This is a genomic window from Micromonospora carbonacea, assembly GCF_014205165.1.
GTDB classification, from domain to species: domain Bacteria; phylum Actinomycetota; class Actinomycetes; order Mycobacteriales; family Micromonosporaceae; genus Micromonospora; species Micromonospora carbonacea.
The window spans coordinates 2,439,707-2,464,667 of the sequence record NZ_JACHMZ010000001.1; the positions used below are offsets into that span (position 1 = coordinate 2,439,707).

16 protein-coding genes are annotated in these 24,961 nt (G+C 74.7%); 13 read left to right on the top strand and 3 right to left on the bottom strand.

Annotated features, from left to right (window positions below; genetic code table 11):
• Positions 1-71: 71 nt before the first annotated feature.
• From wrbA to HDA31_RS10635, 3 genes are all read left to right on the top strand, one after another.
• Positions 72-689: an NAD(P)H:quinone oxidoreductase gene (gene wrbA / locus HDA31_RS10625; protein WP_074473065.1), complete on the top strand. Its 618-nt coding sequence runs from the start codon at positions 72-74 to the stop codon at positions 687-689.
• On the top strand, positions 686-2,059 hold the full coding sequence (locus HDA31_RS10630) for an MFS transporter (RefSeq protein WP_178064920.1): 1,374 nt from the start codon (positions 686-688) through the stop codon (positions 2,057-2,059). Before wrbA ends, HDA31_RS10630 begins: the two co-directional genes overlap by 4 nt.
• A gap of 339 nt (positions 2,060-2,398) precedes the next feature.
• Positions 2,399-2,815 carry a MarR family winged helix-turn-helix transcriptional regulator gene (locus tag HDA31_RS10635; RefSeq protein WP_219824894.1) on the top strand — a complete coding sequence of 139 codons (417 nt, stop codon included), beginning with the start codon at positions 2,399-2,401 and terminating at the stop codon, positions 2,813-2,815.
• Positions 2,816-3,513: 698 nt separating this feature from the next.
• On the opposite strand, the gene HDA31_RS10640 is transcribed toward HDA31_RS10635, so the two are convergent.
• The gene (locus tag HDA31_RS10640; RefSeq protein ID WP_178064922.1) at positions 3,514-4,362 is read right to left on the bottom strand and encodes a helix-turn-helix transcriptional regulator; all 849 of its coding nucleotides are present in this window, start codon (positions 4,360-4,362) and stop codon (positions 3,514-3,516) included.
• Between the two features lie 127 nt (positions 4,363-4,489).
• Here HDA31_RS10640 and HDA31_RS10645 point away from each other — a divergent pair, with 127 nt between their 5' ends.
• Positions 4,490-5,476 (top strand): aldo/keto reductase, encoded by a 987-nt coding sequence (locus tag HDA31_RS10645; RefSeq protein WP_178064923.1) that lies wholly within the window; start codon positions 4,490-4,492, stop codon positions 5,474-5,476.
• Between the two features lie 85 nt (positions 5,477-5,561).
• Here the strand turns inward: HDA31_RS10645 and HDA31_RS10650 are convergent, their stop codons facing one another.
• Entirely contained in the window at positions 5,562-6,206 is a 645-nt protein-coding gene (locus HDA31_RS10650) for an O-methyltransferase (protein WP_178064924.1), read from the bottom strand.
• 109 nt (positions 6,207-6,315) lie between these two features.
• On the opposite strand from HDA31_RS10650, the gene HDA31_RS10655 reads away from it, so the two are divergent.
• Entirely contained in the window at positions 6,316-6,969 is a 654-nt protein-coding gene (locus HDA31_RS10655) for a TetR/AcrR family transcriptional regulator (protein ID WP_178064925.1), read from the top strand.
• A gap of 106 nt (positions 6,970-7,075) precedes the next feature.
• On the opposite strand, the gene HDA31_RS10660 is transcribed toward HDA31_RS10655, so the two are convergent.
• Positions 7,076-8,284 carry an MFS transporter gene (locus tag HDA31_RS10660; protein ID WP_178064926.1) on the bottom strand — a complete coding sequence of 403 codons (1,209 nt, stop codon included), beginning with the start codon at positions 8,282-8,284 and terminating at the stop codon, positions 7,076-7,078.
• A gap of 575 nt (positions 8,285-8,859) precedes the next feature.
• Between HDA31_RS10660 and HDA31_RS10665 the strand changes: the two genes are divergently transcribed.
• The 8 genes from HDA31_RS10665 (at position 8,860) to HDA31_RS10700 (ending at position 24,952) form a co-directional block, all read left to right on the top strand.
• Positions 8,860-9,621 carry a LuxR C-terminal-related transcriptional regulator gene (locus HDA31_RS10665; protein WP_074473072.1) on the top strand — a complete coding sequence of 254 codons (762 nt, stop codon included), beginning with the start codon at positions 8,860-8,862 and terminating at the stop codon, positions 9,619-9,621.
• 5 nt (positions 9,622-9,626) lie between these two features.
• The gene (locus HDA31_RS10670) at positions 9,627-10,466 is read left to right on the top strand and encodes an aminoglycoside phosphotransferase family protein (protein WP_178064927.1); all 840 of its coding nucleotides are present in this window, start codon (positions 9,627-9,629) and stop codon (positions 10,464-10,466) included.
• 260 nt (positions 10,467-10,726) lie between these two features.
• Complete coding sequence (locus HDA31_RS10675) at positions 10,727-13,954, top strand: non-ribosomal peptide synthetase (RefSeq protein ID WP_178064928.1); 3,228 nt, start codon at positions 10,727-10,729, stop codon at positions 13,952-13,954.
• Complete coding sequence (locus HDA31_RS32930; protein ID WP_178064929.1) at positions 13,947-16,241, top strand: beta-ketoacyl synthase N-terminal-like domain-containing protein; 2,295 nt, start codon at positions 13,947-13,949, stop codon at positions 16,239-16,241. The genes HDA31_RS10675 and HDA31_RS32930 overlap by 8 nt, the downstream gene beginning before the upstream one ends.
• Positions 16,241-16,507, top strand: coding sequence for a phosphopantetheine-binding protein (locus HDA31_RS10685; protein WP_074473075.1), 267 nt, complete (start codon positions 16,241-16,243; stop codon positions 16,505-16,507). The genes HDA31_RS32930 and HDA31_RS10685 overlap by 1 nt, the downstream gene beginning before the upstream one ends.
• The gene (locus tag HDA31_RS10690) at positions 16,507-19,959 is read left to right on the top strand and encodes a non-ribosomal peptide synthetase (RefSeq protein ID WP_178064930.1); all 3,453 of its coding nucleotides are present in this window, start codon (positions 16,507-16,509) and stop codon (positions 19,957-19,959) included. Before HDA31_RS10685 ends, HDA31_RS10690 begins: the two co-directional genes overlap by 1 nt.
• On the top strand, positions 19,956-22,868 hold the full coding sequence (locus HDA31_RS10695; RefSeq protein WP_178064931.1) for a type I polyketide synthase: 2,913 nt from the start codon (positions 19,956-19,958) through the stop codon (positions 22,866-22,868). Before HDA31_RS10690 ends, HDA31_RS10695 begins: the two co-directional genes overlap by 4 nt.
• Positions 22,865-24,952 carry an amino acid adenylation domain-containing protein gene (locus HDA31_RS10700; RefSeq protein ID WP_178064932.1) on the top strand — a complete coding sequence of 696 codons (2,088 nt, stop codon included), beginning with the start codon at positions 22,865-22,867 and terminating at the stop codon, positions 24,950-24,952. The genes HDA31_RS10695 and HDA31_RS10700 overlap by 4 nt, the downstream gene beginning before the upstream one ends.
• Positions 24,953-24,961 lie beyond the last annotated feature (9 nt).

Consider the following 24,961-nt stretch of genomic DNA (forward strand, 5'->3'; position numbering starts at 1 on the left):
GATACTTGCCCGGCTAACTAATATGTTAGCTTGGTGCCAGACTTGGTTGGGCAGCAGGGGAAAGGAAATGCATGTCGGTCCGCGTGCTTGTCGCGTTCTACAGCACTACCGGAACTACGCGTCGCCTCGCCGAGGCGGTGTCGGAGGGGGCTGAGAAGGAGGGCGCCGAGGTGCGGCTGCGCCGCGCCCAGGAGACCGCGCCGCCCCAGGTGATCGCGGCGAACCCGGACTGGGTCGCGAACCTGGACGCCTCCGCGCACCTGGCGCCGCCGACGCACGACGACCTGCGGTGGGCCGACGCCATCATCATCGGCTCGCCCACCAGGTACGGCAACCTCGCCTCCCCGATCATGCAGTTCCTCGAAACCACCGGTCCGTTGTGGTTCGTCGACGAGTTGGCCGACAAGGTCGTCGGTGGTCTCGTGAGCGTCGGCACCGCGCACGGTGGGCACGAGTCCACGCTGCTTGCGCTGTCGCACGTGTTCCACCACTGGGGTGCGATCTACGTCTCTCCCGGCTACCTCGGCGACGAGTTGAAGGCCATCGGCAATCCGTACGGGGTGTCCGCCCTCGCCTCGATCGGCCAGCCTGGTCCCTCCGGCGCGGAGCTGAGCGCGGCGCGCGTCTACGGTGCCCGGGTCGCCGAGGTCGCGCGGCGCATGACGGCCGGCAGCCGGCAGAGGGAATGACCGCGCGCGAACGGACGCCGAGCAGCACACGCGGGGCCGACCGTTGGGGCGCGGTGGTCGCGGTTGGGATCACGGTGTTCATCACCGGGGCGGACATGACGATCGTCGGCGTCGCGTTGCCGACGCTCGGCACCGACCTGGGGGTCGGGCCGACCACCGTGCAGTGGGTGGTCCTCGGGTACGCGCTGCCGCTGGTCGCCCTCGGCCTGCCGCTCGGCCGCTGGGCGGACACCATGTCGAAGCGGCAGGCGTTCCTCCTCGCGGTCTGCGGCTTCGGCGTGGCTAGCGTGCTGGTGGCGGTGGCGGACCGTCTCGGCACGGTGGTCGCGGCACGCGTGATGCAGGGTCTGTTCGGCGCGTTGATCTCCGCGCTGGTGCTCGCCACCATCGCCCGCTCGGTCCGGCCGCAGATGATGGGCCGCGCGGTCGGGGTGGTCGCCGCGTTGGGCCCGCTGGGCGCCGCCGTCGGGCCCGCGCTCGGTGGCGCGCTGATCGAGGCATCCGGGTGGCGTTCGGTGTTCCTGATCAATGTGCCGATCTGCTTCGTCGCGGGCTGGCTCGGCCTCCGCTCGATCCCCGCAGACGACATGGGGCTGGCGCTGCCGAGGCGGTCGTGGCTCCTCGACGCGATATTGCTCGGGGCCGGCGGCACGGCGTTTCTCCTCGGCCTCCAGGCGGCCGATCCAACACGCGGCACACCGATCCTGGCATTGTCGCTGTTGGTCCTCGCCATCGTCGTGACGGCCGTGTGGACGCGGCGACCAGACGCACGCGTGGCCCTGGGCATGCTCGCCGACCCGTTGCCGAGGTACTGGCTGATCGCGTCGTGCTGCGGCGGGGCCGTGACGGGGACGCTCGGCTTCCTGGCGCCGTTCCACCTGACGGACGGTCTGCGCGTTTCCCCCACGGTGGCCGGTCTCGTGCTGCTGGCTCTCCCCGCCGGCATGGTCGCGGCCGCTCCTTTCGGCGGGATGATCGGTGATCGGTGGGGCCATCACCGGGCAGGGGTGCTCGGCACCGCGCTCGTGCTCACCGGCACCGTCGCGCTGCTGGGGGCGTCGGGTGACTGGCGCGCGGCCGACCTCGCGTGGCGTCTCGCTCTGGTCGGCGCGGGCACCGGCCTGCTCGCCGGCCCGTGCCAGGCTGCGGTGATGAACGCGGTGTCGCCGGACCGGGGCGCGACCGCGGGCGCGTTCTCCTCGCTCACGCTCAATCTCGGGTTCGCCATCGGGCCTCCGTTGGGCGTTCTCACCTGGCGGATGGGCGGTGGCTCGCCCGCCGACATCCCGGCCGGCTACACGACGGCGGTCGTGACGGCCGCGCTCTCGCTGCTCGCGGTGTGCATGGTCGTGGTGAGCAGGCGGGCCTGACTCCGGTCGCGTGAGCAGCATCTCGTCAGGGATCGCGTGCGCTCGGGCTTCGCGGCAGGCGTACCCGCGCCTCAGGAATGCGCAGGCGACATCCCGACCAGAAACCGTGACCGGGCAAAGCGGGTGTAGAGTCCCGCGTCAGGCGAAACTGTGGGCGGGACACCGGTCCCCGTCGATCGTCTCGCCTGGCGCAACGCCGCGGCAGGAACAATTCGACGAAGAGCGTGGCGGCCGCCCGGCAACCGCGGTCCTGCGGTGCTGTGTCGGCCACGGGGGGGCTACGTCACCATGGGGGGCACAGGTTCCGAGGTCGACTTCACCCAAACCGTGCTGTACAGAATGGCTCGCCTGGCGAAGCTGTACCGCAACGAGCTGGCGAAGAAGCTGACTCAGCTGGACATCTACATCGGCCAAGAACAGGTTCTGCTCAACATCAGGGAGCCTGAGGGTGTGTCGCAGGCGGAGCTGGGTGATCGAGTCAAGGCGACTCCGGCCACGTTGACCAAGATGCTGCAGCGCATGGAACGCGGTGGACTGGTCCGTCGTGAACGCAGCGACAGCCGGGGCAGGGCGAGCCGGGTGTTCCTGACCGAGTATGGCTGGGCCACCCGACACACGGTGGAGAGACTCTGGCAGCAGGCGGAGAGCAGGCTCACCGCCGGACTGACCCGGGAGGAGGCCGTTGCGCTGTCGCGGCTGTTGGACAAACTCACGGCCGGGGAAGTGACCCCGCGCCGGGCGGAGTTCGACTCGTGACGGGGTTTCCCTGGCCGCCGCGACGGGTCCGATCATCCCCGGGGCCGGGAAGTCGCAACATTGCGGCGGCGCTCGTCGACCGGCCGCACCGTCCTTGAGCACCACGGTGTATTCACCCGGCACCGCGTTCCTCGCGCCGGCGCCGAGGATGTGGCCGGCGGCACCCGGCGCCGGTCCTCGAACCAGCGGCTCAGGCCGCCGGCGGAACGACCACGACGGCAGCCAGCGTGGCGGCGACGAGCGCGACGGCCGTGCGCCCCGACCGACGGGCGTGAACGAGTGTGGTCCTGTGCGGCAACTGCGTCGACGGCTCCTTCTAGTAGTTGCGACGCGACACCACGGACTTCAGTTCCCTTCCCGGTGGTGCGCCGGACTCTGCAACGAAAGGTGGCCGAGAGTGATCAATCGAATCAGTAAGGCATTGACTGTAATGGTTTTGACGAGGGCTGAGAAACTCTGATTCGGAGGTATCAGATGACCGCCGGGCGGCGACCCGATCGGGCAGCCCCTCGGAGCCGTAGGTCGCGTCGGGCGTAGGCCTGGTTGCCGGCTGCGGTCGCGCCGCCGGCGGGCACGGTGGCGACGGCGCGGTGCGGGTCGTCGCGGGTCAGCGTGTCGTGGTCGACCACCGCGATGGTGATCCCGGCTTCGCGGGCGGGCCGGAACCACCGGGGAGGTGCCCACCACGGGCGTCTCCGTCAGTGGGGCACCCGGGCCGGGAACTCCTCGACCCCCAGCACGCGCAGCAGGTCGAGTTTCTCCCGGGCCCCGGCGTCGGCCGGGGTGAGCACCAGCAGTTGCTGGCCGAGGTCGGGGGTGACGAGGGTTTCGCAGTCCATCGTGACGCGGCCCACGCGCGGGTGCACGAACGTCTTGCGGTCGGCCCGGCGCACCATGACCTCGTGCTCGGCCCACAGCCGCCGGAAGTCGTCGCTCACCGCCCGCAACCGTTCGATCAGGCCGGTCACGGCCGGGTCGCCGGCCCGCCGGCCGGCCACCGCGCGCAGGTCGGCCACCTGTTGGCGGGCGTGCCGCTGCCATTCCTCGGGGCCGTGGAGGTCGCGGACGGCCGGGTCGGTGAAGTAGCGGTAGGCGACGTAGCGGCGGTCGCCGGCCAGCCCGGTGTGGTCGCCGGTGAGCAGGATCGACATGCGGTTCTGCGCCAGGACCTCGCCGAGGTCGGACAGGACCATGGCGGGGGTGTCGCCCACCAGGTCGAGCAGGCGGACCAGGCCGGCCCGGGCCAGGCGGGCGACGCCGTCGGCGGGCGGCGGCTGGTGGCCGGCCAGGTGGAACAGGTGGCTTCGCTCGTCGTCGGTCAGGCGCAGGGCCCGGGCCAGGGCACCGAGCAGCTGGGTCGACGGTTGGCTGCTGCGGCCCTGTTCGAGGCGGACGACGTAGTCGACGGACATGCCGGCGAGCATGGCGACCTCCTCGCGGCGCAGGCCGGCGGTGCGGCGGCGGGGGCCGTCGGCGATGCCGACCTCGGCGGGGCGGATGGCCTCGCGTCGGCGACGGAGGAAATCGGCGAGCTGCTCGCGCTGCATGCCTTCATGCTGCCCGGGGACCGGGCGTCGGGCCAGGGAGCGCCGCTCCCACGACAGGCGCTCCGCTGTCGGCGGGCCGGGAAGCGGCGCAGGGTGGAGCCGAGATCGACCGATGAGGGGAGTTTCGATGCGGGTACGCACTCTGGGCGACACGGGTCCCACGGTTTCCGCGGTGGGGCTGGGGGCGATGAGCATGTCGGGCGCGTACGGCCCGGCCGACCGCGAGGAGAGCGTCGCCACCGTGCGGGCCGCGCTGGACGCGGGGATCACGCTGGTCGACACCGGCGACTTCTACGGCATGGGGCACAACGAGCTGCTGCTGTCGGAGGCGTTGCGGGGACGCGACCGGGACGGCTATGTGCTGAGTGTGAAGTTCGGGCAGCAGGTGGGGCCGGGCATGCGGTTCGCCGGTCAGGACTCCCGCCCGGCTTCGGTGCGCAACTTCCTGAGCTATTCGCTGACCCGGCTCGGCGTCGACCACGTGGACATCTACCGGCCGGCCCGGCTCGACCGGTCGGTGCCGATCGAGGACACGATCGGCGCGATCAAGGAGATGATCGACGCCGGTTACGTGCGGTACGTGGGGCTCTCCGAGGTGGACGCGGAGACCGTCCGTCGGGCGCACGCCGTCCATCCGGTTGCTGATCTTCAGATCGAGTACTCGCTGCTGTCGCGGGCGGTCGAGGCCGACGTGCTGCCCACGCTGCGGGAGCTGGGCATCGGGCTGACCGCGTACGGGGTGTTGGGTCGCGGGCTGCTCTCGGGCAACTGGGTGCCGGGGCGGGCGGACGATCCGCGTAACCACAGCCCCCGCTTCTCCGCCGAGAACGCCTCGCACAACCTCGCCCTGGTGGAGGCGCTGCGCCGGGTCGCCGACGCGAAGGGGTGCACGGTGGCGCAGTTGGCGATCGCGTGGGTGGCGGCGCAGGACCCGTCCATCGTGCCGCTGGTCGGTGCGCGCACCCGGCAGCGGCTGGGCGAGGCGCTGCCGGCGCTGGACGTGGAGCTGTCGGCCGGTGACCTCGAGGAGATCGAGGCGGCCGTGCCGAAGGGCGCCGCGCGCGGTGACCGTTACCCGGCGGCGTTCATGTCGAGCCTCGGCGTCGGCAACTAGCCAGGTCCGGTGTCGAAGTCGGCGGCGGGTTGCCCGGGTCGGTCCACTGACGACCGGGGCAACCTGCACGACCTGACCTGGTCGGTCAGCGGCCCGTCCAGCAGCTGAGCTCCATGCCGTCCTCGACCGGGAAGTCGACGCTGACATAGCCGTTGCCGGGGTCGCGGACGTAGGCCACGTAGTCGCTCATCGACTCGAACGTGGAGTCGTCGCCGACGACCAGGGCGCCCGGGGCGAGCCGGTCCTCGATGAGGCGCAGGACGGGCAGGCACATCTCCTTCCAGCCGTCGAGCAGCGCCAGGCCGATCGGGCCGTCGACCGTGCCGAGGGTGGTCAGCGCGTCGCCCTCGAGCACGGTCACGAGGTCGCTGAGCCCGGCCGCCTCGATGTTGGCGCGGGCCGCCCTGACCTTGGTCGCGCTGAGCTCAGTCGTGGTGACGTGCCCGATCCCGTTGTCGCGCACGGCCGCGGCGAGGTGGAGCGTCGAGATCCCGTACGAGGTGCCGAACTCGACCACCGTCTGCGGTCGGGCCGCGCGGACCAGGGCGTAGAGCAGGTCGCCGCCGCGGGCCGAGATCGGCATGTAGACGTCTTCGAGCAGGTCGGATCGTTCCTGGGCGGTGGCCGTGGGCGCGGGCCGCCCCGGCGAGCGCTCATCGTCGCGCTCGGCCTCGGCGAACAGCCGGACGATCAGGTCGCGGACCGCGGGGTCGTGCAGTGTCGTCGTCATGACACGTAGACTAGACGCAACGTAGCGTCTAGGGAAGTGGTGGGTCTTGTACCGTCTCGGGAGACGTGGACCCCTCGCGGGAAGAACCCTCACGGGGAAGGAGCGCCCGATGCACCGCGGCAACCGGCACGGCCGGAGCGAGGCGGCCCGCGAGGCCGTGCTCCAGGCGGCGGACGACCTCGTCGCCGAGATCGGCTATGCCAAGGTCACCATCGAGGGCATCGCCGCCCGGGCCGGCGTCGCCAAGCAGACGATCTACCGGTGGTGGCGCTCCAAGACCGACATCCTGGTCGACGCGTTCGCCGCCGACAGCGTCCAGGAGCTCACCCTGCCCGACACCGGAGCCTTGCACACCGACCTGCGCGCCCACCTCGACGAGCTGGTCCGCTTCCTCGAGGTGTCCGACTCGGGCGCGGTGTTCCGGGCCCTGGCCGGTCAGGCCCAGCACGATCCGGAGCTGGCCACCCGGCTGCGCGCGGAGGTTCTGCCGCGGCTGCGCGCCCGTGACCGGGTGCCGTTCGACCGGGCCGCGGCACGGGGCGAGCTGCCCGCCGACGCCGACGTCGACCTGCTCGTCGACCAGGTGGTCGGGCCGATCCACTTCCGGGTGCTCGTGACGGGCGAACCGGTGACACCCGCACTGCTGGACGCGCTGGTCACCGGGGCGGCCCGGGGGCGACCGGAGGCGCGGACGTCGGCTGGGACGCCGGGTCCACGACCAGGCGCAGGCGTCGGTCGGTCCGGCGGCGGCGAAGGGTGTTGAGGGGGCTGCGGAACTCGCGCGTCGCCTCCGGCCCGGCTGCGGTGGCACGTCCCGCCGATGGGCAGGCCCCGAGCCGGCCAGCCGGTCGACGTGCCGGGCCGGTGCCCTAACGGCTGGTCGCCGGGGCGGGCTCGGGCTCCAGGGTGAGCTGGCTGCGGTGCGCGACCGGCACGATCACCGCCGACGCGGCGAGCGCGGCGAGGGCGATGCCCAGCCAGCCCCAGAACCCGAACGAGATGACCAGGCCGGAGAGCACCGCCGGGCCGACGATGTTCTGCGTGATGACGTGCAGGTCGAACGCGCCCAGGTACTCGCCCTGGGCGTGTTCGGGGGCGAGTCCGAAGGCGAGTCCCCAGCCGGAGGCGGCCTGCATCACCTCGGCCACCGAGAGGATCAGCACGCCGGCGACGATCGCCACGCCGGCGAGCGCCACGTTGTCGTCGAGCGCGGTCAGGGCGATGACCAGGCAGCCGCCGGCGAGCCAGTAGCCGGAGCGCCGGGCGAGCCGGCCGGCTCCCGCCACGGTGTCCGCGCCGCGGCTGGCCCGGACCTGGAACAGGATGACGAAGACGGTGTTGAAGATCAGCAGCAGTGGTACCAGGAAGTGCGGCAGCGAGGTGCGGTTGAGCGCCCAGAGCGGCATGGTGACCAGGATGACGCTGACGTGCGAGGCCAGGATCGTGGAGACGCCGATGACCGCGAGGAAGCGCGGATCGCGTACGGCGGCGAAGCGCTTGAAGCCCACCGGCACCGGCCGGGACGGTGCGTCGGGCAGGCGGGTCACCAGCAGCGCGGCGCCGGCCATCAGCGCGGCGGTGGTGAGCGGGATGAGCACCAGCAGCCGCTGGCTGAGCGCGGCGACGGCGGCCACCCCGATGCCGATGCTGAAGCCGATGTTGAACACCGAGCGCATCATCGCCTTGAGCTTGACCCGTTCCTCGGCGGGCACGAGGTTGCCGACCAGGGCCCCGTTGGTCGGTCCGGTGCCGTACTCGATGAATCCGACGGCGACCACCAGGGCGTAGAACTGCGCCGCGCTGCCCACCAGGGAGTAGAGGCCGAAGCCGACGGCCAGGGTGGTGAACAGGACGATCAGCAGCCGCCGCGCGCCGACCCGGTCGGCGATCACCCCGAAGAGCACCGACGACACGAAGGCGGAGAGGCCGGCCGCGGAGAGGCCCAGGCCGACCTGCCTGGCGTCGAGCCCGACGCGGAGCGTGAAGTAGACGACGCTGCCGCTGAGGAAGACGCCCTTGCCGATCGACTCGGCCAGCCGGATCGCGATCAGTTTCCTGCGCAGCGGATCGGTCGGCACCAAACGGAACGAATAATCAATCAATCGCGAAAAGGGCATGTTCCCACATCCTGGTGTAATGGCGCGGTCGTCGTCAATAATCGTGATCGGGTCGGCGGTTGGACAGGGCCTACGGGGGGCGGTGGACGGGACACCTTCCCGGGCGGTCGGGAACTTTTCCGCTGGACAACCCGGGGGCGCTGCGGTAGGCGTACGCGCAGATCGGGGCGGATCGCGGTGGCCGGCCAGTCGGAGGCGCAGGTCGTGACCTTGCGGATCCCGCCGCTGGCGGTGAAATGCTTCCGACTGACAATAGTCCCGATCCATGCTCGTTTACATAATTGACCTCGGAAAATAGGTCGGATGATTGACAGGGGGGCCTGCCGATCGTGTATATGTGTTGTTCTAGTGGATGTAGGTAGCTGTTCACGCCGATGAGGCGATCCGTTCCCGCGACGCCTCCACCGGGAGTCGTCGCGGGCTGCTTGGGGACGGGGTGAGGTGTGGCAATGGTCGGCGTTGGCTCGTCGACGGACCTGGCTCATACGAGGAGGCGGGATCCGGAGGAGGTCGCGAGCGGGGCACGACCCCGGGTCGTGACGGTGGTGCTGGCCGACGCTCAGCCGGTGGTGCGCAGGGGGCTGCACGCCCTGCTGTCCGTCTCGACTGAGATCGATGTGGTGGCCGAGGCGGGATCGGCGCAGGCGGCGCTGCGCAGCGCCGCGTCGGTCCGCCCCGACGTGCTCGTGCTCGACATAGCGATGCCGGACTTCCAGGCCGGCACCCTTCAGGAGATCAACCGGGCCTCGCCGTCGACCGCGGTGCTGGTCTTCACCGCGGTGGAGGACGAGGCCGCCGTGGTCGCCACCATGCGCGCCGGCGCCCGGGGGTACGTGCTCAAGAGCTGCCCCGGCGACGGCATCGTGCGGACGGTCCGGGGCCTGGCCACCGGCGAGGTGATCCTCGGTCCCCGGGTGGCCGACCTGCTCATCGGGCAGCTCGACCGGGAGCCGCGCAACCAGCAGATGTTCCCGGAGTTGACGGAGCGCGAGCGGCAGGTGCTGGAGCTGATCGCGGCGGGCATGCGCAACGCCGCGATCGCCGCCCGGCTCAACCTGTCCCCGAAGACGATCAGCAACCACATCTCGACGATCTTCAACAAACTCAACGTGTCGGACCGGTATGAGGCGATCGAGATGGCCCGTAAGGCCCGGTTCGACCGCCCGCGGCCGTACCGGCCGGCGTTCGACCTGGTGGCCGGCGGCGGCAACCCGCGCCTGCCCGGCGCCGGCGCGGTGCCGTTGCGCCGGGCGGGCGGCCCGGCGGCGCTGGCCAGCCTGCGCTCGGTGGAGGGATGAACGCCATGACCCTGGACCTGGAGGCCGTCGCCGGCCGGCTGGAGCCGCGCTTCGGCAAGGCCGCCCACCGCTGGGCCGGCGCGTTGCCGCAGCGGCTGACCGAGCTCGTCGCCGAGTGGGGAATCACCCTCGGTGAGCAGCTCAAGTCCGGCAACTCCGCGGTGGTGTTCCGCTGCGCCGGCCCGCAGGGCGAGGCGGTGCTGAAGCTGTCACCGGACAGCTACGCGGTGCGGGAGGAGGTCGACATGCTGCGCCAGTTCGCCTCCAGCGGGCGGGTGCCGGCGGTGCTGGCGGCGGCCCGGGGCGCGGTGCTGCTGGAGTCGATCCGGCCGGGCACGCTGGTGGAGAAGATGGCGCAGCCGCCCACCCCCGCCGACTACGCCGGCTTCCTCACCGACCTGCACGCCGCCGGTGACCCGGCCGCCGCGCCCCGGCAGCTCACCGACTGGATCGACGTGCTGTTCAACTCGGCGGCCCGGCGGGGAGCCGACCTCACCGGGTCGAAGCGGCTGCGCGACGACCTCTTCGCGGTGCCCACCGAGACCGTGCTGCTCCACGGCGACCTGCACCTGGGCAACGTGCTCAGCGGCGGCGCCCGGGGGCTGGTGGCGATCGACCCGATGGCCTGCGCCGGCGACCCCTGCTTCGACGCCGTCGACTACGTGCTCGAAGGGCTGGACCGCGCGGAGATGCGCCGCCGCCGCGACGAGCTGGCCGCCGCCGCCGGGATCGACGTCGACCGGCTCGACATGTGGTGCCGGGTCACCGCGCCGATCGGCGCCACGTACGTCGGCAACCCGGCGCACTCCGCCGAGCTGGCCGCCTTCGGGCGCGGCGAGTACTGACCCCCGGCCCGGTCGCCGGGTCGGGGTGACGCCGCGCGCGCCGTCACCCCGAGCTGGTGTCGCCCGGCCGCCGCGACGGTGGCCGGGAAGGCGGATCCCGCCCCCGAGGCTGCCCTGCCCGCAGCCGCGTCCCGGCCGGACGGGGCTGCGGGCAGGGCCGGGCCGGCCGATCTGTCCGGCAGCCGACCGGGAGGTTTTCCCTGCCGGGGCGGGAAGGCCAGCTCTGTCGGGCGGGATGCCCGGGCGGCCACGATCACCGTATGGTTCGTACCGGTCGCGCTTCGTTCGCTCAGGAACGGCTCTACTTCCTCAACCAGCTGCAACCCGGCAACCCGGCCTACGTGGTGGCCTTCGGGGTGCACCTGCACGGCGCGCTTCGCCCCGAGGCGCTGCGCGCGGCCCTGCTGCGCGTCACCGCCCGGCACGAGGCGCTGCGCACCACGTTCGCGCCGGTGGACGGGGTGCTCGTCCAGCGGGTGGCGGACTCCCCGCAGGCGGAGATCGAGATCGAGGCCGGGGAATGGGCCGACCGGGACACCCAGGAGGGGTTCCTGCGGACCCTGGTCGCCGAGCAGGCGCGTCGGGCGTTCGCGCTCGACGAGGGCCCGGTGCTGCGGGCGTACCTGCGCTCCTGGGGGCCCGACGAGCACACCCTGGCGGTGCTGGTCCACCACATCGCCTGCGACGGCTGGTCGGTCGGGCTGCTGCTGCGCGACCTCGCCGCCGAGTACCACGCCGCGCTGGCCGGGGCGGACGACGCCGGCCACGCCGAACCGGCCGAGTCCTATCTGGCGTACGCGCAGCGGCAGCGCGCCGCCTGGGAGCGGGACGACTCCGGGCTGGACTTCTGGCGCACCATGCTGCGGGACGCCCCGCAGCTCGCGCTGCTCACCGACTTCCCCCGGCCGAGCGTGCTCGGCAACCGGGGCGCGGTGCTGCGCCTGCCGGTCGACGCCGGGCTGGTCGACCGGCTGACCGCGTGGGCGCGGGAGCGCGGCGCGACGCTGTTCGCGGTGACCCTGGCCGCGTACGCCGCGGTGCTGTCCCGCTACGCCCGCCAGGACGAGGTGGTGATCGGGGTCCCGGTGGCCAACCGGATGGACGAGGCCGAGGAGCGGCTGGTCGGCTGCCTGGTCAACACCCTGCCGATCCGGCTCGACCTGACCGGCCGGCCCCGCTTCGCCGAGCTGGTCGACCGGGCCCGCCGGGCCAGCATGGCCGCCTTCGCCAACCAGGACGTGCCGTTCGAGGAGATCGTGCGGGCCACGGTGGGGGAGCGGCAGCTCAGCCACGCGCCGCTGTTCCAGACCTCGCTGACCGTGCAGAACTTCCCGTTCGCCTTTCCCGACTTCGACGGGGTGAAGCTGACCGAGGTGGACGTCGAGGTCGACGTCACGAAGTTCGACGTGGGGCTCACCCTCGACGTCTCCACCGGCGCCCCGTTCCTGCGCGCCGAGTACAGCACCGAGCTGTTCACCGAGGAGACCGTCGCCACGCTGCTCCGGCACTACCTGACCTTCCTGCGCTCGATCGTGGACGAGCCGGACGCCGAGCCGTCCATGGTGGACGCGGCCGAGCGCCGGCTGCTCACCGAGGGGGTGAACCCGCCGCTGACCGCCGAGCCGGTCGACTACCCGTCGGTGCTGCGCCGCTTCGACGAGCACGTGGCGCGTACCCCCGACGCGGTGGCGGTGCGGCACCGCGACGCGACGGTGACCTACGCCGAGCTGGACCGGTGGGCCGGCCGGATCGCCGCCGGCCTGGCGGACCTGGGGATCGGCCACGGCGACCGGGTCGGGCTGCTGCTCGGCCGCTCGCCCGCGGTGATCGCGGCCATCGTCGGGGCGTGGCGGCTCGGCGCCGTCTACGTGCCGCTGGACCCGGAGTATCCCCGGCAGCGCCTCGACCTGATCGCCGCCAGCGCCGGGCTGCGGATCATGCTGGCGGAGCCCGGCACTGCCGACACCGCCCGGGCGCTCACCGCCGGCCTGGGCATCCCGCTGGCCGACCCGCACACCCTCGACGGGGTCGCCGAGACGCCGCGGGCCTACCCCGCCGGGGACGACCCGGCCTACGTCATCTACACCTCCGGCTCGACCGGGGCGCCCAAGGGCGTGCTCGTCGGGCACGGCGGCCTGGCCGCCCTGAACACCCCCACCCCCGCTGGCCTCGACGTCACCGCCGCCGACGGGTGGCTGGCGGCCAGCTCCTTCTCGTTCGACGCCTCGGTGTGGGAGATGTGGGGGGCGCTGACCACCGGCGGCCGGCTGGTCGTCGCCGACCGGGCGGACCTGGTCGACCGGGAGCGGCTCGCCGCCCTGGTGCACCGGGAGGCGGTCACGGTGGTGTTCCAGACCCCGGGTGCCCTCTACCGGCTGCTCCCGCCCTACCTGCGGCAGCTCGGGGGCGAGCGGTCCCGGCTGCGCTACGTCGTCCTCGGCGGCGAGGCGTTGAGCTGGGCCCGGCTCGCCCGACTGGTCGCCGGGGCGCCCCACCTGGACACGGTCTTCGTGAACATGTACGGCATCACCGAGGGCACCATCCACTGCACGATCGTCGCCGTGCCCGCCGCCGAGCTGGCCCGGGTCCGGGAGGGCGACGTCGGCGTGCCGCTGCGGTCGGCCCGGTGCTACGTCCTCGACGAACAGCTGCGCCCGACCGGGGTGGACGTGCCCGGCGAGCTGTACTGCGGCGGGGTGCTCGTCGCGCACGGCTACGTGGACAACCCCGAGCTGACCGCCGCCCGCTTCCTGCCCGACCCCTACGGGCGGGGGGTCATGTACAGGACCGGCGACGTGGTCAAGTGGGGCACCGACGGCACCATGGTCTACCTCGGCCGCAACGACACCCAGGTGCAGCTCCGCGGCTACCGGGTGGAGCTGGCCGAGGTCGAGGGCGCGTTCCTGACCCACCCGGCGGTGCGCTCGTGCGCGGTGGCGGCCGAGGACGACCAACTGGTCGCCTTCGTCGTCGGCGGGACCGGCCCGGACACCGAACGCGAGCTGCGCGGCCACGTCCGGCGGACGCTGCCCGCCTACATGGTGCCGGCCCGGATCCTCACCGTCGAGACGATCCCGCTCACCGCACACGGCAAGGTGGACACCGCCCGCCTGCTGGCCGAGACCCGCGCGGCCCGGACGGCCGCCGCGCCGGCCCCGGCCGCCGACCACGCCACCGGCACGGACCTCCAGGAACGGGTACGGGCCTGCTGGAGCGAGGTGCTCGGCCGCTCCGACGTGGGGCTGCACGACAACTTCTTCGACCTGGGCGGGCACAGCTTCGCGCTGATCACGTTGCAGCAGCGGCTCGCCGACGACGGGCTGGAGGTCTCCGTGACGGACCTGTTCCGGGCCGGCACGGTCGCCGGCTGCGCGGCGCACCTGCGCGAGGCCGCCCCGGTGCTGGCCGACGCGCGGGTCGCCCACCGCCACCAGGGGCGGGCCCTGCTCGCCGGCCGCCGGCGCGGCGCCGGAGGCGGCCGTGGCTGAGCCCGACGACGACGCCACGGTGGCCGTGGTCGGCCTGGCTGTGCGCGTCCCCGGCGCGGACCGGGATCTGGACCGGTTCTGGCGCCACGTGGCGCACGGCATCGACGCGGTCAGCTTCTTCACCCCGGAGCAGCTGCTCGGCTGGGGCGTGCCGAAGGACCTCGTCGAGCATCCCGACTTCGTGCCGGCCCGGGCGGTGCTGGACGGCGCGGACCGCTTCGACCACCGGCTGTTCAGCTACTCGCCGTCGGACAGCGCGCTGATGGACCCCCAGCAGCGGGTCCTGCTGGAGTGCGCGTGGGCGGCGCTGGAGCACGCCGGCCAGCCGCCGGTCGCCGCCGACGGCAACCGGACCGGGGTGTACGTCGGCACCGGGCTCAACGTCTACCTGCTCGACAACGTCTGGCCCAACCAGCGTGCCGTCGAGGCGGCCGGCGGCCTCGGGCTGATCATCGGCAGCGACAAGGACTTCGCGGCCACCCGGATCGCGTACAAGCTGAACCTCCAGGGCCCGGCGGTCACGGTGCAGGCCGCCTGCTCGACGTCGCTGGTCGCGGTGCACCAGGCGGTGCAGGCGCTGCTGACCTACGACGCCGACGTGGCGCTGGCCGGGGCGGCGACGGTGGCGCCGCCGACGCGGCGCGGGCACCGGTACGAGCCCGGCGGCATCTTCTCCGCCGACGGCCGGTGCCGGGCCTTCGACGCCGCCGCCGACGGGACCGTGCCCGGCGACGGGGCGGGCGTGGTGGTGCTCAAGCGCCTCGCCGACGCCCGCCGGGACGGGGACACCGTGCACGCCGTCGTCCGGGGCTCGGCGATCAACAACGACGGCCTGCGCAAGGCCGGCTTCACCGCGCCCGGCCCCACCGGCCAGGCCGCGGTGATCTCGGCGGCGCTGGAGGTGGCCGGCGTCGACCCGGACACCGTCGGGCTGATCGAGACGCACGGCACCGGCACCGCCCTGGGCGACCCGATCGAGGTGGCGGCCCTGCGGCAGGTCTTCGACAGCGACCGGCCCGACCGTGCCCCCTGCGCGCTGGGCGCGGTCAAGTCGGTCGTCGGGCACCTGGACACCGCGGCCGGCGTGATCGGGCTGGTCAAGACGGTGCTGGCGCTGAAACACCGCACCGTGCCGCCGATCGCCCACCTGAGCACCCCCAACCCCCGCATCGAGCTGGCCGGCTCGGTCTTCGAGCTGCCGGTGGCGGCGCGGCCCTGGACCCCGATCGACGGGGTGCTGCGGGCCGGGGTCAGCTCCTTCGGCATCGGCGGCACCAACGCCCACGTCGTCCTCGAAGCCGCCCCGGACCCCGCGCCCCGCCGCCGTCGGCACGTCACCGAGCTGGTCCTCGTCTCCGCGAAGACGGCCGCCGCCGCCCAGGACGCCGTCGACCGGGCGGTGGGTTTCGTGGCCCGGACCGCCCCCGGCGACCTGGCCGACGTCGCGTACACGCTGCGCACCGGCCGCGCCGAGCTGCCCTGGCGGGCGGCGTTCCTCACCGGCCGGCACGCTCCGGCGGCCGGGACCGGTGTGCCGGGGCCGGCGGTGCGGCAGGTCGACGCGAAGGCGCGGGCGCGGGGCGTGGGCCTGTACCTCACCGCGGCCGGCGAGCTGACCGGCAACCGGCCGAACTACGACGCCGACCCCGTCTACCGCGCCACCGCCGACGAGGGGGCGGCGCTGCTGCGCGGGCAGCCCCTCGACGAGCCGGCCCGGGAGCGGGTCACCCGGCTGGTCGCCTGCGTCGGCCTGGCCCGGTTGCTACGGGGCCGGGGGATCGCGCCCCGCGAACTGGCCGGCACCGGCCTCGGCCTGCTGGCCGGCGCGGTGGTGGCCGGGGTGCTCACCCTGCCGGAGGCGGTGGCGCTGCTGCGCGGCGACCCCGCCCCGGCGCGGCCCCGCCCCGCCGAGCTGCCGCTGCGGGCCGCCGGCGGGGAACCGCTCACCGACGCCGAGTGCGCCGATCCGACCCGCTGGCGGGCGGCGGCGCTCGCCCCGACCGCGCCGCAGCCGCTCCCACCCGACGCGGACCGGCTGCTCTGGATCGAGGTCGGCACGAGCGTCACCCCCCGGTTCGGACCGGACCCGTCGACGCTGCCCACCGACCGGCACGCCCGGCTGCTGGCGACGGTCGGCGCGCTGTGGCAGCTCGGCCTGGCCGGCCCCTGGGACCCCGCGTACGACACGGGGCGGCGGCGGGTGCCCGCCCCGACCTACCCCTTCGCCGCCACCCGGCACTACCTGGACGCCCCCGCTACCCATCTGGACACAGAGAGGCACCACTGATGCGCGACGTAGACGACCGGACCTGGGTGGCCGAGTTCGAGGAGCTGTGGAAGGAGGTGCTCGGCGTCGACACGGTCGACGACGACGACGACTTCTTCGACCTCGGCGGCCACTCGCTGAGCGCGCTGCGGCTCAGCACCCTGATCCGCCAGGAGATCAACCTCGCGGTGATGTTCGGTCACGTGCTGGAGAACCCCCGCTTCGCCGACCTGCGTACGGTCGCGAGCCAGGTGCCGGCGGACCGGCCGGCGGCGGAGGCGGTGTGATGGACCGCCCCGACCTGGCCGCCTGGATGCCACTGGCCGCCGGAGTGCTCGGCGTCGCGCCCGAGCACCTGCCTCAGGCGGCGGCCACCGAGTCCTTCGTCGGGCTGGGCGGCACCTCGTTGCAGGCCATCGCGCTGGTCGCGCTCGGCCAGCGGGAGCTGCGGGCGCACGTGGAGGCGGGCCGGCTGCTGTCCGCGCTGCCGCTGGCGCAGGCGCTCGCCGACGCGGTCGACCACGTCGACACCGCCCCGCCGGTGCTCGCGCGGCGGCCCGCCGAACGGGACCTGCTGCCCGGCCAGCGGTCCATGCTCGCCGCGCACCTGCTCGACCGGGACGTGCCCTACCACCTGATGTTCACCCTGGAGGCGGACGGCCCGCTGGACCCGGCCCGGGTCCGCCGGGTGCTGGGGGAGCTGGCCACCCGGCACGAGGCGTTGCGCACCCGCTTCGTCCACGAGCCCCGGCAGGCCCGGATCGTGCTGCCCGCGCCGTACCAGCCGCGGCTGCTGCACCAGGCGCTGCCCGGCGACGACGCGGTCCGCACCGTGCACGACCTGTACGGCACCGCGGCGGGGCGGCTGCTGCGCCCCTTCGAGGAGCCACCGGTCGTGTTCGTGCTGACCCGGGCCGGGGACCGGGACCTGCTGACCCTGCTGGTGCACCACGTGGTCAGCGACGGTTGGAGCATCGGGCTGCTGTGGCGGGAGTTCACCGCGCGCTACGCCGCCGACGCGGCGGGCGGCGCACCGTCCGACGCCGACGCGGCGGCCGGGCCCGCACCCTCCCCGGACTGGATCGGCAGCCGGCTGGCCGCGCGGGAGGCGGCCGGGGAGGTGGACGCCGCGCTGGCCCGGATCCGGACCCGGCTGACGGGCGCGCCGAGCACGGTGGCGCTCGCCACCGACCTGCCCCCGCTGGCCGAGGCCGACGGGCGGGGCGCCCGCCTGCACTTCCACCTCGACCCGACGACGGCCGACGCGGTGACCGACCTGGCCCGCCGGTGCGGAGTGACCGTGACGTCGGTGGTCATGGCGGGCTGGGCGCTGGCCGCGTCCCGCCACGCCGGGCTGGACGACCTGCTCCTCGGGGTCCCCGTGGCGGGCCGCTTCGAGGCGGGCATGGCGGAGATCGTCGGCCTGTGCACCCGGGTCGTCCCGGTGCGCTGCTCAAGCGGCGACACGCTGACCGTACGCGAGCACGTCCGGGGCGTGGCCGCGGCGGTGGGCGAGGCGGCCGCCGACGCCGACGTGCCGTTCGAGCGGGTCGTCGCGGCGCTCGACGTCCCCACCGAGCCGGCGCGCAACCCGCTGGCGCAGCTCGGCTTCGCCGCCCACCACGAGCTGGTCCCCGACGAGCTGACCGGGGGCGGCCGGCGCTGGCGGCTGCACGAGGGGCACTGCCACGGCGCGGTCTTCGACGCCCTGCTCTACCTCCAGTCCTGGTCGGCGCGCCCCCGGCTGGCCCTGGAGTACGCGACGTCGGTGCTCACCGCCGCCGAGGCCGGTGAGCTGGTCGAGTCGTTCCGGGCGGCGCTGGCCGCGCTCGCCGCCGACCCGGACGCGCCCCTGGGCCGGGTCGGCGCCCTCTCGCCGGCCCAGCGGGACCGGCTGCGCACGCTGGGCGCCGGCGGCCCCCACCACACCACCGACGACGTGTGGCACCGGCTCGCCCGCCACGCCCGCGACGCGGGTGACCGGATCGCGCTGGTCGACCCGCAGGCCGGGCTCACCCTCACCTACCGCGACCTGCACGACCGCGCCGTCGCCCAGGCGGGCCTGCTGCACGCCTGCGGGGTGCGGGCCGGCGACGGGGTGCTGCTGGAGCTGCCGCGCTCGGCGGCGGAGGCGGTGGCGGTGCTGGGCGTGCTGCGGCTCGGCGCGTACTACGTGGCGGTCGACCGGGACGCCACCGACGAGTGGCGGGCGCACCTGGCCGGGGCGGTCGCGCCCCGCGCCCGGCTCGGCGTGGCCGCGCCCGGACCGCACTGGTCCGGCGTGGCGGACTGTCCGCTGGTCGACCTCCACGACCCGGCCCCGGCCCCCGACGCCGGCCCCGAGGCGGCCCCGGCCGGACCGGACCGGACCGCGTACACCTCGTTCACCTCCGGGTCGACCGGCGTGCCGAAGGGCGTCGTCGTGCCGCACCGGGCGGTGCTGCGCCTCGCCGACGACCCGGCGCTCTTCGCCGACCGGCCGGGCATGCGGATGCTGCGGCTGTCGCCGCTGGCGTTCGACGCGTCCACCCTGGAGCTGCTGGTGCCGCTGGCCAACGGGGACACCGTGGTGGTCTTCCCGGCCGGGGAGCCGACGCCCGACGCGCTGACCGGGTTCCTGCGCGCCGAGGCCGTCAGCCACGCCTGGCTCACCTCGGGCGTCTTCCACCTGGTCGCCGACCACCGGCCGGACGCCTTCGCCGGGCTGCGGCAGCTCCTCACCGGCGGCGGCGTGGTCTCCCCGGCGCACGTGCGCCGGGTGCTGGCCGCCTGCCCGGGGCTGCGGCTCACCAACGGCTACGGCCCGACCGAGAACACCACGTTCACCACCACGTACTCGGTCGACCACGCCGAGGCCACCCCGGACCCGCTGCCGATCGGCGGGCCGGTGCGCGGCACCGACCTGCACGTCGTGGGACCGGGCGGCCGCCTCGTCCCGCCCGGGGCGGTCGGCGAGCTGTGGGCGGCGGGGACCGGGCTCGCCGACGGCTACCTCGACGACCCGGCCCGCACGGACGCCTCGTTCGTCCGCTCCGCGGAGCTGGGCACGCGCCTGTACCGCACCGGTGACCTGGTGCGCTGGGGCGCGGACGGGCAGCTGCGGTTCCTCGGCCGCAACGACCGCCAGGTGAAGATCGCCGGCCACCGGGTCGAGCTGGTCGACATCGAGCGCCGGCTGCGCGCCCGGCCCGGCGTACGCGACGCGGTGGTCTTCACCGTCGGCGACCCGGCGACCGGGATCCGCCTGTGCGCCGCCCTCAAGCCCGACGCGGACGGCGTCGACGTGGCGGACGTGCGCCGGGCGGTGGAGCCGGAGCTGGCCCCGTACGCCCGCCCGCAGCAGTGGCACACCGTGGCCGAGTTCCCGCTGGACCGCAACGGCAAGGTCGACCTGCGGGCGCTGGCCGCCCTGGCCGCCGCCGCGCCCCCCACCGCGGCCGCGGCGGCGAAGCCCCCGGCCTCGGCGACGTCGGCCCCGGCCTCGGCGTCGCTGGCCGAGTTCGAGGAGCTGGTCAGCCGGGCGTGGGTGGAGGCGCTGGGCACCGACGACTTCGACCTCGACGAGGCGTTCTTCGACGTCGGCGGGGAGTCCCTGCGGCTGGCCGTGGTCCGCCGGCTGCTCCAGCAGCGGCTGTCCGGCCGGACCATCCCGCTGACCGACCTCTACCGCTTTCCGACCGTCCAGACGCTGGCCCGGCATCTGCACGCACAGACCGAAGGAGCAGGCGCACCCTCATGAACGGCGACATCGCGATCGTAGGCATGGCGGGCCGGTTCCCGGGCGCCGCCGACGTCTGGCAGTACTGGTCCAACCTGGCCGCCGGCAGGATCACCATCAGCTCGCTGACCCGCAGCGAGCTGCTGGCCGCCGGCGTGCCCGCCGACCGGCTCGACGACCCCGCGTACGTGCCGGCGCGCGGGATGCTGGCCGACCCGGAGCTGTTCGACGCCGCCTTCTTCGGCATCACCCCCCGGGAGGCGGAGACCACCGACCCGCAGCACCGGCTGCTGATGCAGACCGCCTGGACCGCGCTGGAGTCGGCCGGGCTCGCCACCGACGCGCCCTTCGGCCGGGTCGGCGTCTTCGCCGGCGCGGGCTTCAACTACTACGGGCTGCACCACGTCTTCGCGCGGCCCGGCCTGGTCGACGCGCAGGGGCTGCTGTCGGTGGTGCTCGGCAACGAGAAGGACCACCTGGCCGCGAAGATCGCTTACCGGCTGGGCCTGGGCGGGCCCGCCGTCACGGTGCAGACCGCCTGCTCGACCTCGCTCGTGGCGGTGCACCTGGCCGCGCAGAGCCTGCGCGCCGGCGACTCGGACGTCGCGCTGGCCGGCGGGGCCTGCGTGGCCGTGCCGCAGCACTCCGGCTACCTGTACGAGACCAAGGGCATCATGTCGGCCGACGGCACCTGTCGCCCGTTCGACGCCACCGCGGAGGGGACCGTGCCCGGCAACGGCGTCGCCCTGGTGGTGCTCAAACGCGTCGAGGACGCCCGCCGCGACGGCGACACCGTCTACGCGGTGATCAAGGGCTCGGCGGTGAACAACGACGGCAGCCTGAAGGTCGGCTACACCGCCCCCGGGGTCGCCGGCCAGATCGACGTGCTGACCCGCGCGTACGCCGCCGCCGGGGTGGACCCCGCCACCGTCGGCTACCTGGAGGCGCACGGCACCGCCACCGAGGTCGGCGACGCCATCGAGCTGTCCGCGCTGACCGAGGTGTTCACCCGGGGCGCGCGGCCCTGCTCGCTCGGCTCGGTGAAGGCCAACGTCGGCCACCTCGACGCGGCGGCCGGCGTCGCCGGGCTGATCAAGGCCGCGCTGGCGCTGCACTTCCGCCAGATCCCGCCGCTGGCCGGCCTGAAACAGGCCCGGCCCGAGCTGCTCGACGGCTCCACCCCGTTCACCGTGGACGCCGTCGCCCGGCCCTGGGACACCGACGGCACGCCGCGCCGGGCCGGGGTCAGCGCGTTCGGCCTCGGCGGCACCAACGTCCACGTGGTGCTGGAGGAGGGGGACGGGCCGGTCGCACCGGACCCGACCGCCCCGCCCGGGGAACGCACCGAGCTGGTGGTGCTGTCCGGGCGTACCCCGGAGGCTGTCCGGGCCGCCGCCGACCAGCTCGGCGAGCACCTGCGGCAGCACCCCGACCTGCCGCTGGCCGACGTCGCCCGCACCCTGCAGTCGTACCGCCGGCACTTCCCGCACCGGCTCGCGGTGGCCGCCCCGGACCTCGCCGGGACGGCGGCCCGGCTGGGCCGCGCCCCGGGCCGGGCGGCGGCCCGCCGGCCCAGCGTGGTCCTCCTCTTCCCCGGCCAGGGCGCCGAGTTCCCCGGCATGTCCCGGGGCCTCTACGACCGCTACCCGTCGTTCCGGGCCGACCTCGACCGAGGGGCGCGGCTGCTCACCCCGGTCCTCGGGCTGGACCCGCGGGAGGTGCTGGTCGACGAGGACCCGCACGACGTGGCGCACCGCACCGACGTGACCCAGCCCGTGCTGGCGCTGCACGAGCTGGCCCTCGGCCAGCTGCTGCTCTCCTGGGGGATACGACCTGCCGCGCTAGTCGGCCACTCCGTCGGCGAGTTCGCCGCCGCCGCGCTGGCCGGCGAGCTGGCCGGCGACGACATGCTGCGCCTGGTGGCGGTCCGGGGCCGGCTCATGCAGGACGCGCCCGAGGGCGGCATGCTGGCCGTCCTCACCTCCCCACCCTCCCTCACCCCCCATCTGGCCGGCCTGGACGAGCTCGACGTGGCCGCGCGCAACGCCCCCGACCTGACCGTGGTGGCCGGGCCGGTGGCGCAGCTCGACGCGCTGCGGGAGCGGCTGACCGGGGCGGGCGTGCACTGGCGGACGCTGCCCGCCCGGCGGGCGTACCACAGCCGGATGATGGCCGACGCGGCCCGGCGGTTCGGCGTCGAGGCCGACCGGGTGGACCGGCTTCCGCGCGCCCTCGCGGTGATCAGCTCCGTGGACGGCGCGCTGCTCGGCAAGGGGCTGTCCCGCCCGGCGGGCTACTGGGCGACCCAGCTGCGCAGCCCGGTCGGCTACCACGACGCGCTGCTGACCGCGTTCGGCCTGCCCGACCCGGTCCTGGTCGAGGTGGGGCCGGGCAGCGCGCTCACCGGCGCCGCCCGGCAGACCCCGCAGGGCCGGTCGGTGCCCGCGTACGCCCTCCAGCCACGGGCGACGGCCCGCGCGGACGCCGGCGACGTGCTGGCCGGGGTCGGCGCGCTCTGGACGGCCGGGGTGGGCGTGGACTGGCCGGCGCTGCGCGGCGACGCCGGCGGCCGGCGGGTCGCGCTGCCCGGCTACCCGTTCGCGCCCACCCGGCACTGGCTCGACGCCGCACCGCCCGTCCCGGACGTCCCGCCGCCCGTCCCGGACATCGCGCCATCGGTCCCGGACGTCCCGGCGTCGCCGGCCGGCGGCGAGGACGGCCTCGTGGGGGAGCTCGTGGCGCTCTGGACCGCCCTGCTCGGCGTCCCGGAGATCGGCCCGGACACGAACTTCTTCGCGGTCGGCGGCGACTCGCTCCTGCTCATCCGCATGATCGGCCAGGTGCGACGCCGCTACGGCGTGCGGGTGCCGATCGACACCCTCACCGCCGACGCCACGCCGCGCGTGCTCGCCGGGCTGGTGACCGCGTGACCGGCCGCCAGGACGCCCCGGACCTCGCCGCCGCGGTGGCGGCCGTGCTCTGCCACCGGCTCGGCGGCGCGACCGAGGTCGCGGTGCGCGGCCCGCGCGGCGAGCTGCGGCTGCGCGTGGGCCCGGACCACACCCTCGACCAGGTACGCGCGCAGGCGCGCAGCCTTGCCCCGGCGGCGGTGCCTGCCGTGCCGCCGTCCGCGGCGGTGCCGGACGTGCTGCCACCGGCGGCGGTGCCGGACGTGCTGCCACCGGCGGCGGTGCCGGACGTGCTGTTGCCCGCAGCGGCCGCCGACGACGGTGTCGTGGCCACCCTGGGCGCGCTGCCGGTGCGCTTCCTGCGCCACCACGGCGACGCCCGGTGGCTGCCGGAGCGCCTGCGCACCCTGCACGCCTGGCTCACCGCCCACCCCGACCGGCCGGTGCGGGAGGCGACGCTCGTCGGCCCCGAGGAGCGCCGCACCCTGCTCGGCTTCAACCCCGCGCCGACGCCCGCCCCGCGCACCCCGGTGCACGAGCTGATCTGCCGGCAGGCGGAACGCACCCCCGACACCGTCGCGCTGCGCGGCGGTGGCCGCCACCTCAGCTACCGCGAGTTCCTGGACGAGGCGGCGGCGCTGGCCGGGCGGCTGCGCGCCGACGGGGTGGGGCCGGGGTCGGTGGTCGGGCTCTGCGCCGAGCGCAGCCCCGAACTCGTGGTCGCGGTGCTCGGCGTGCTGCTGGCCGGCGCGGCGTACCTGCCGGTCGACCCGGCGCACCCGCGTCCCCGGCTGGACCTCATGCTCGGCACCGCCGGAGCGACGCTGGTGCTGACCGACCCGGCGGGGCGGGCCGCGTTGGGCGCCGCGCCGGCCGTGCCCGTCCGCCCGCTGGACGGCGGCGACCGGGCCGCCCCGCCGGTCGACTGGCGCGGCTACCGGGCACCGCAGGAGGTGGTCCACGGCCTCTCGTACGTGATCTTCACCTCCGGGTCGACGGGCGCGCCCAAGGGCGTGCAGATGACGCACCTGTCGCTGGCCAACCGCCTGGCCTGGATGCAGGACACCTATCGGATCGGCCCGGGTGACGTGGTGTTGCAGAAGACGCCGTACACCTTCGACGTCTCGGTGTGGGAGCTGCTCTGGCCCTTCCTCGCCGGCGCCACCCTGGTGACGGCGCAGCCGCAGGCGCACCGCGACCCGCAGGAGATGGTCGAGGTGATCGCCCGCGAGTCGGTGACCACCGTCCACTTCGTGCCCTCCATGCTCGCCCTCTTCGTCGAGGAGGCGGGACTGGAGCGCTGCGTCGACCTGCGCCGGGTGATCTGCAGCGGGGAGGCGCTGCCGCCGAAGCTGGTCAACAAGCTCACCGCCGTGCTGCCCGGCGCGCAGGTGCACAACCTGTACGGCCCCACCGAGGCGGCCATCGACGTCACCGCCTGGCGGTGCCGCCGGCCCGAACCGGCCGACACCGTGCCGATCGGCCGGCCGATCAGCAACGTCGTCGCGTACGTGCTCGACGAGCGGGGCGAACTCGCGCCGCTGGGCCAGGTGGGGGAGCTGGTGGTCGGCGGGGACTGCCTCGCGCGCGGCTACGCCGGCCGGCCCGACCTGACCGCCGAGCGGTTCGTCGAGGTGACCGTCGCCGGCCGGCCGCAGCGGGTGTACCGGACCGGGGACCTGGTCTGGTGGTCGCCGGAGGGCCACCTCAACTACGTCGGCCGGGCCGACACCCAGGTCAAGATCCGCGGGCAGCGGGTGGAGCTGGGGGAGATCGAGGCGACCCTCAACCGGCACCCGCTCGTGGCCAACAGCGTCGTGCTGCTCCGCGAGGACCAGGGCGCCGCGCCGGCCCTGGTGGCGTACCTGGTCGCCGAGCGCGACGCCGACCCGGCCCGGCTGGCCGAGCCGGCGCTGCGCGCGTTCCTCGCCGGGGAGTTGCCCGACCACATGGTGCCGGCGCGCTGCGTCCTCCTGCCCGAGCTGCCCGCCACCGCCAACGGCAAGGTCGACCGGCGGGCGCTGCCCCCTCCGCCGGCCCGGGTCCGCCGCTCCGGCGTCCGCGCGGGCCGCCCCGATCCGGTGGCCTCTCCGTCCCGCGCCTGACCCGTCGTG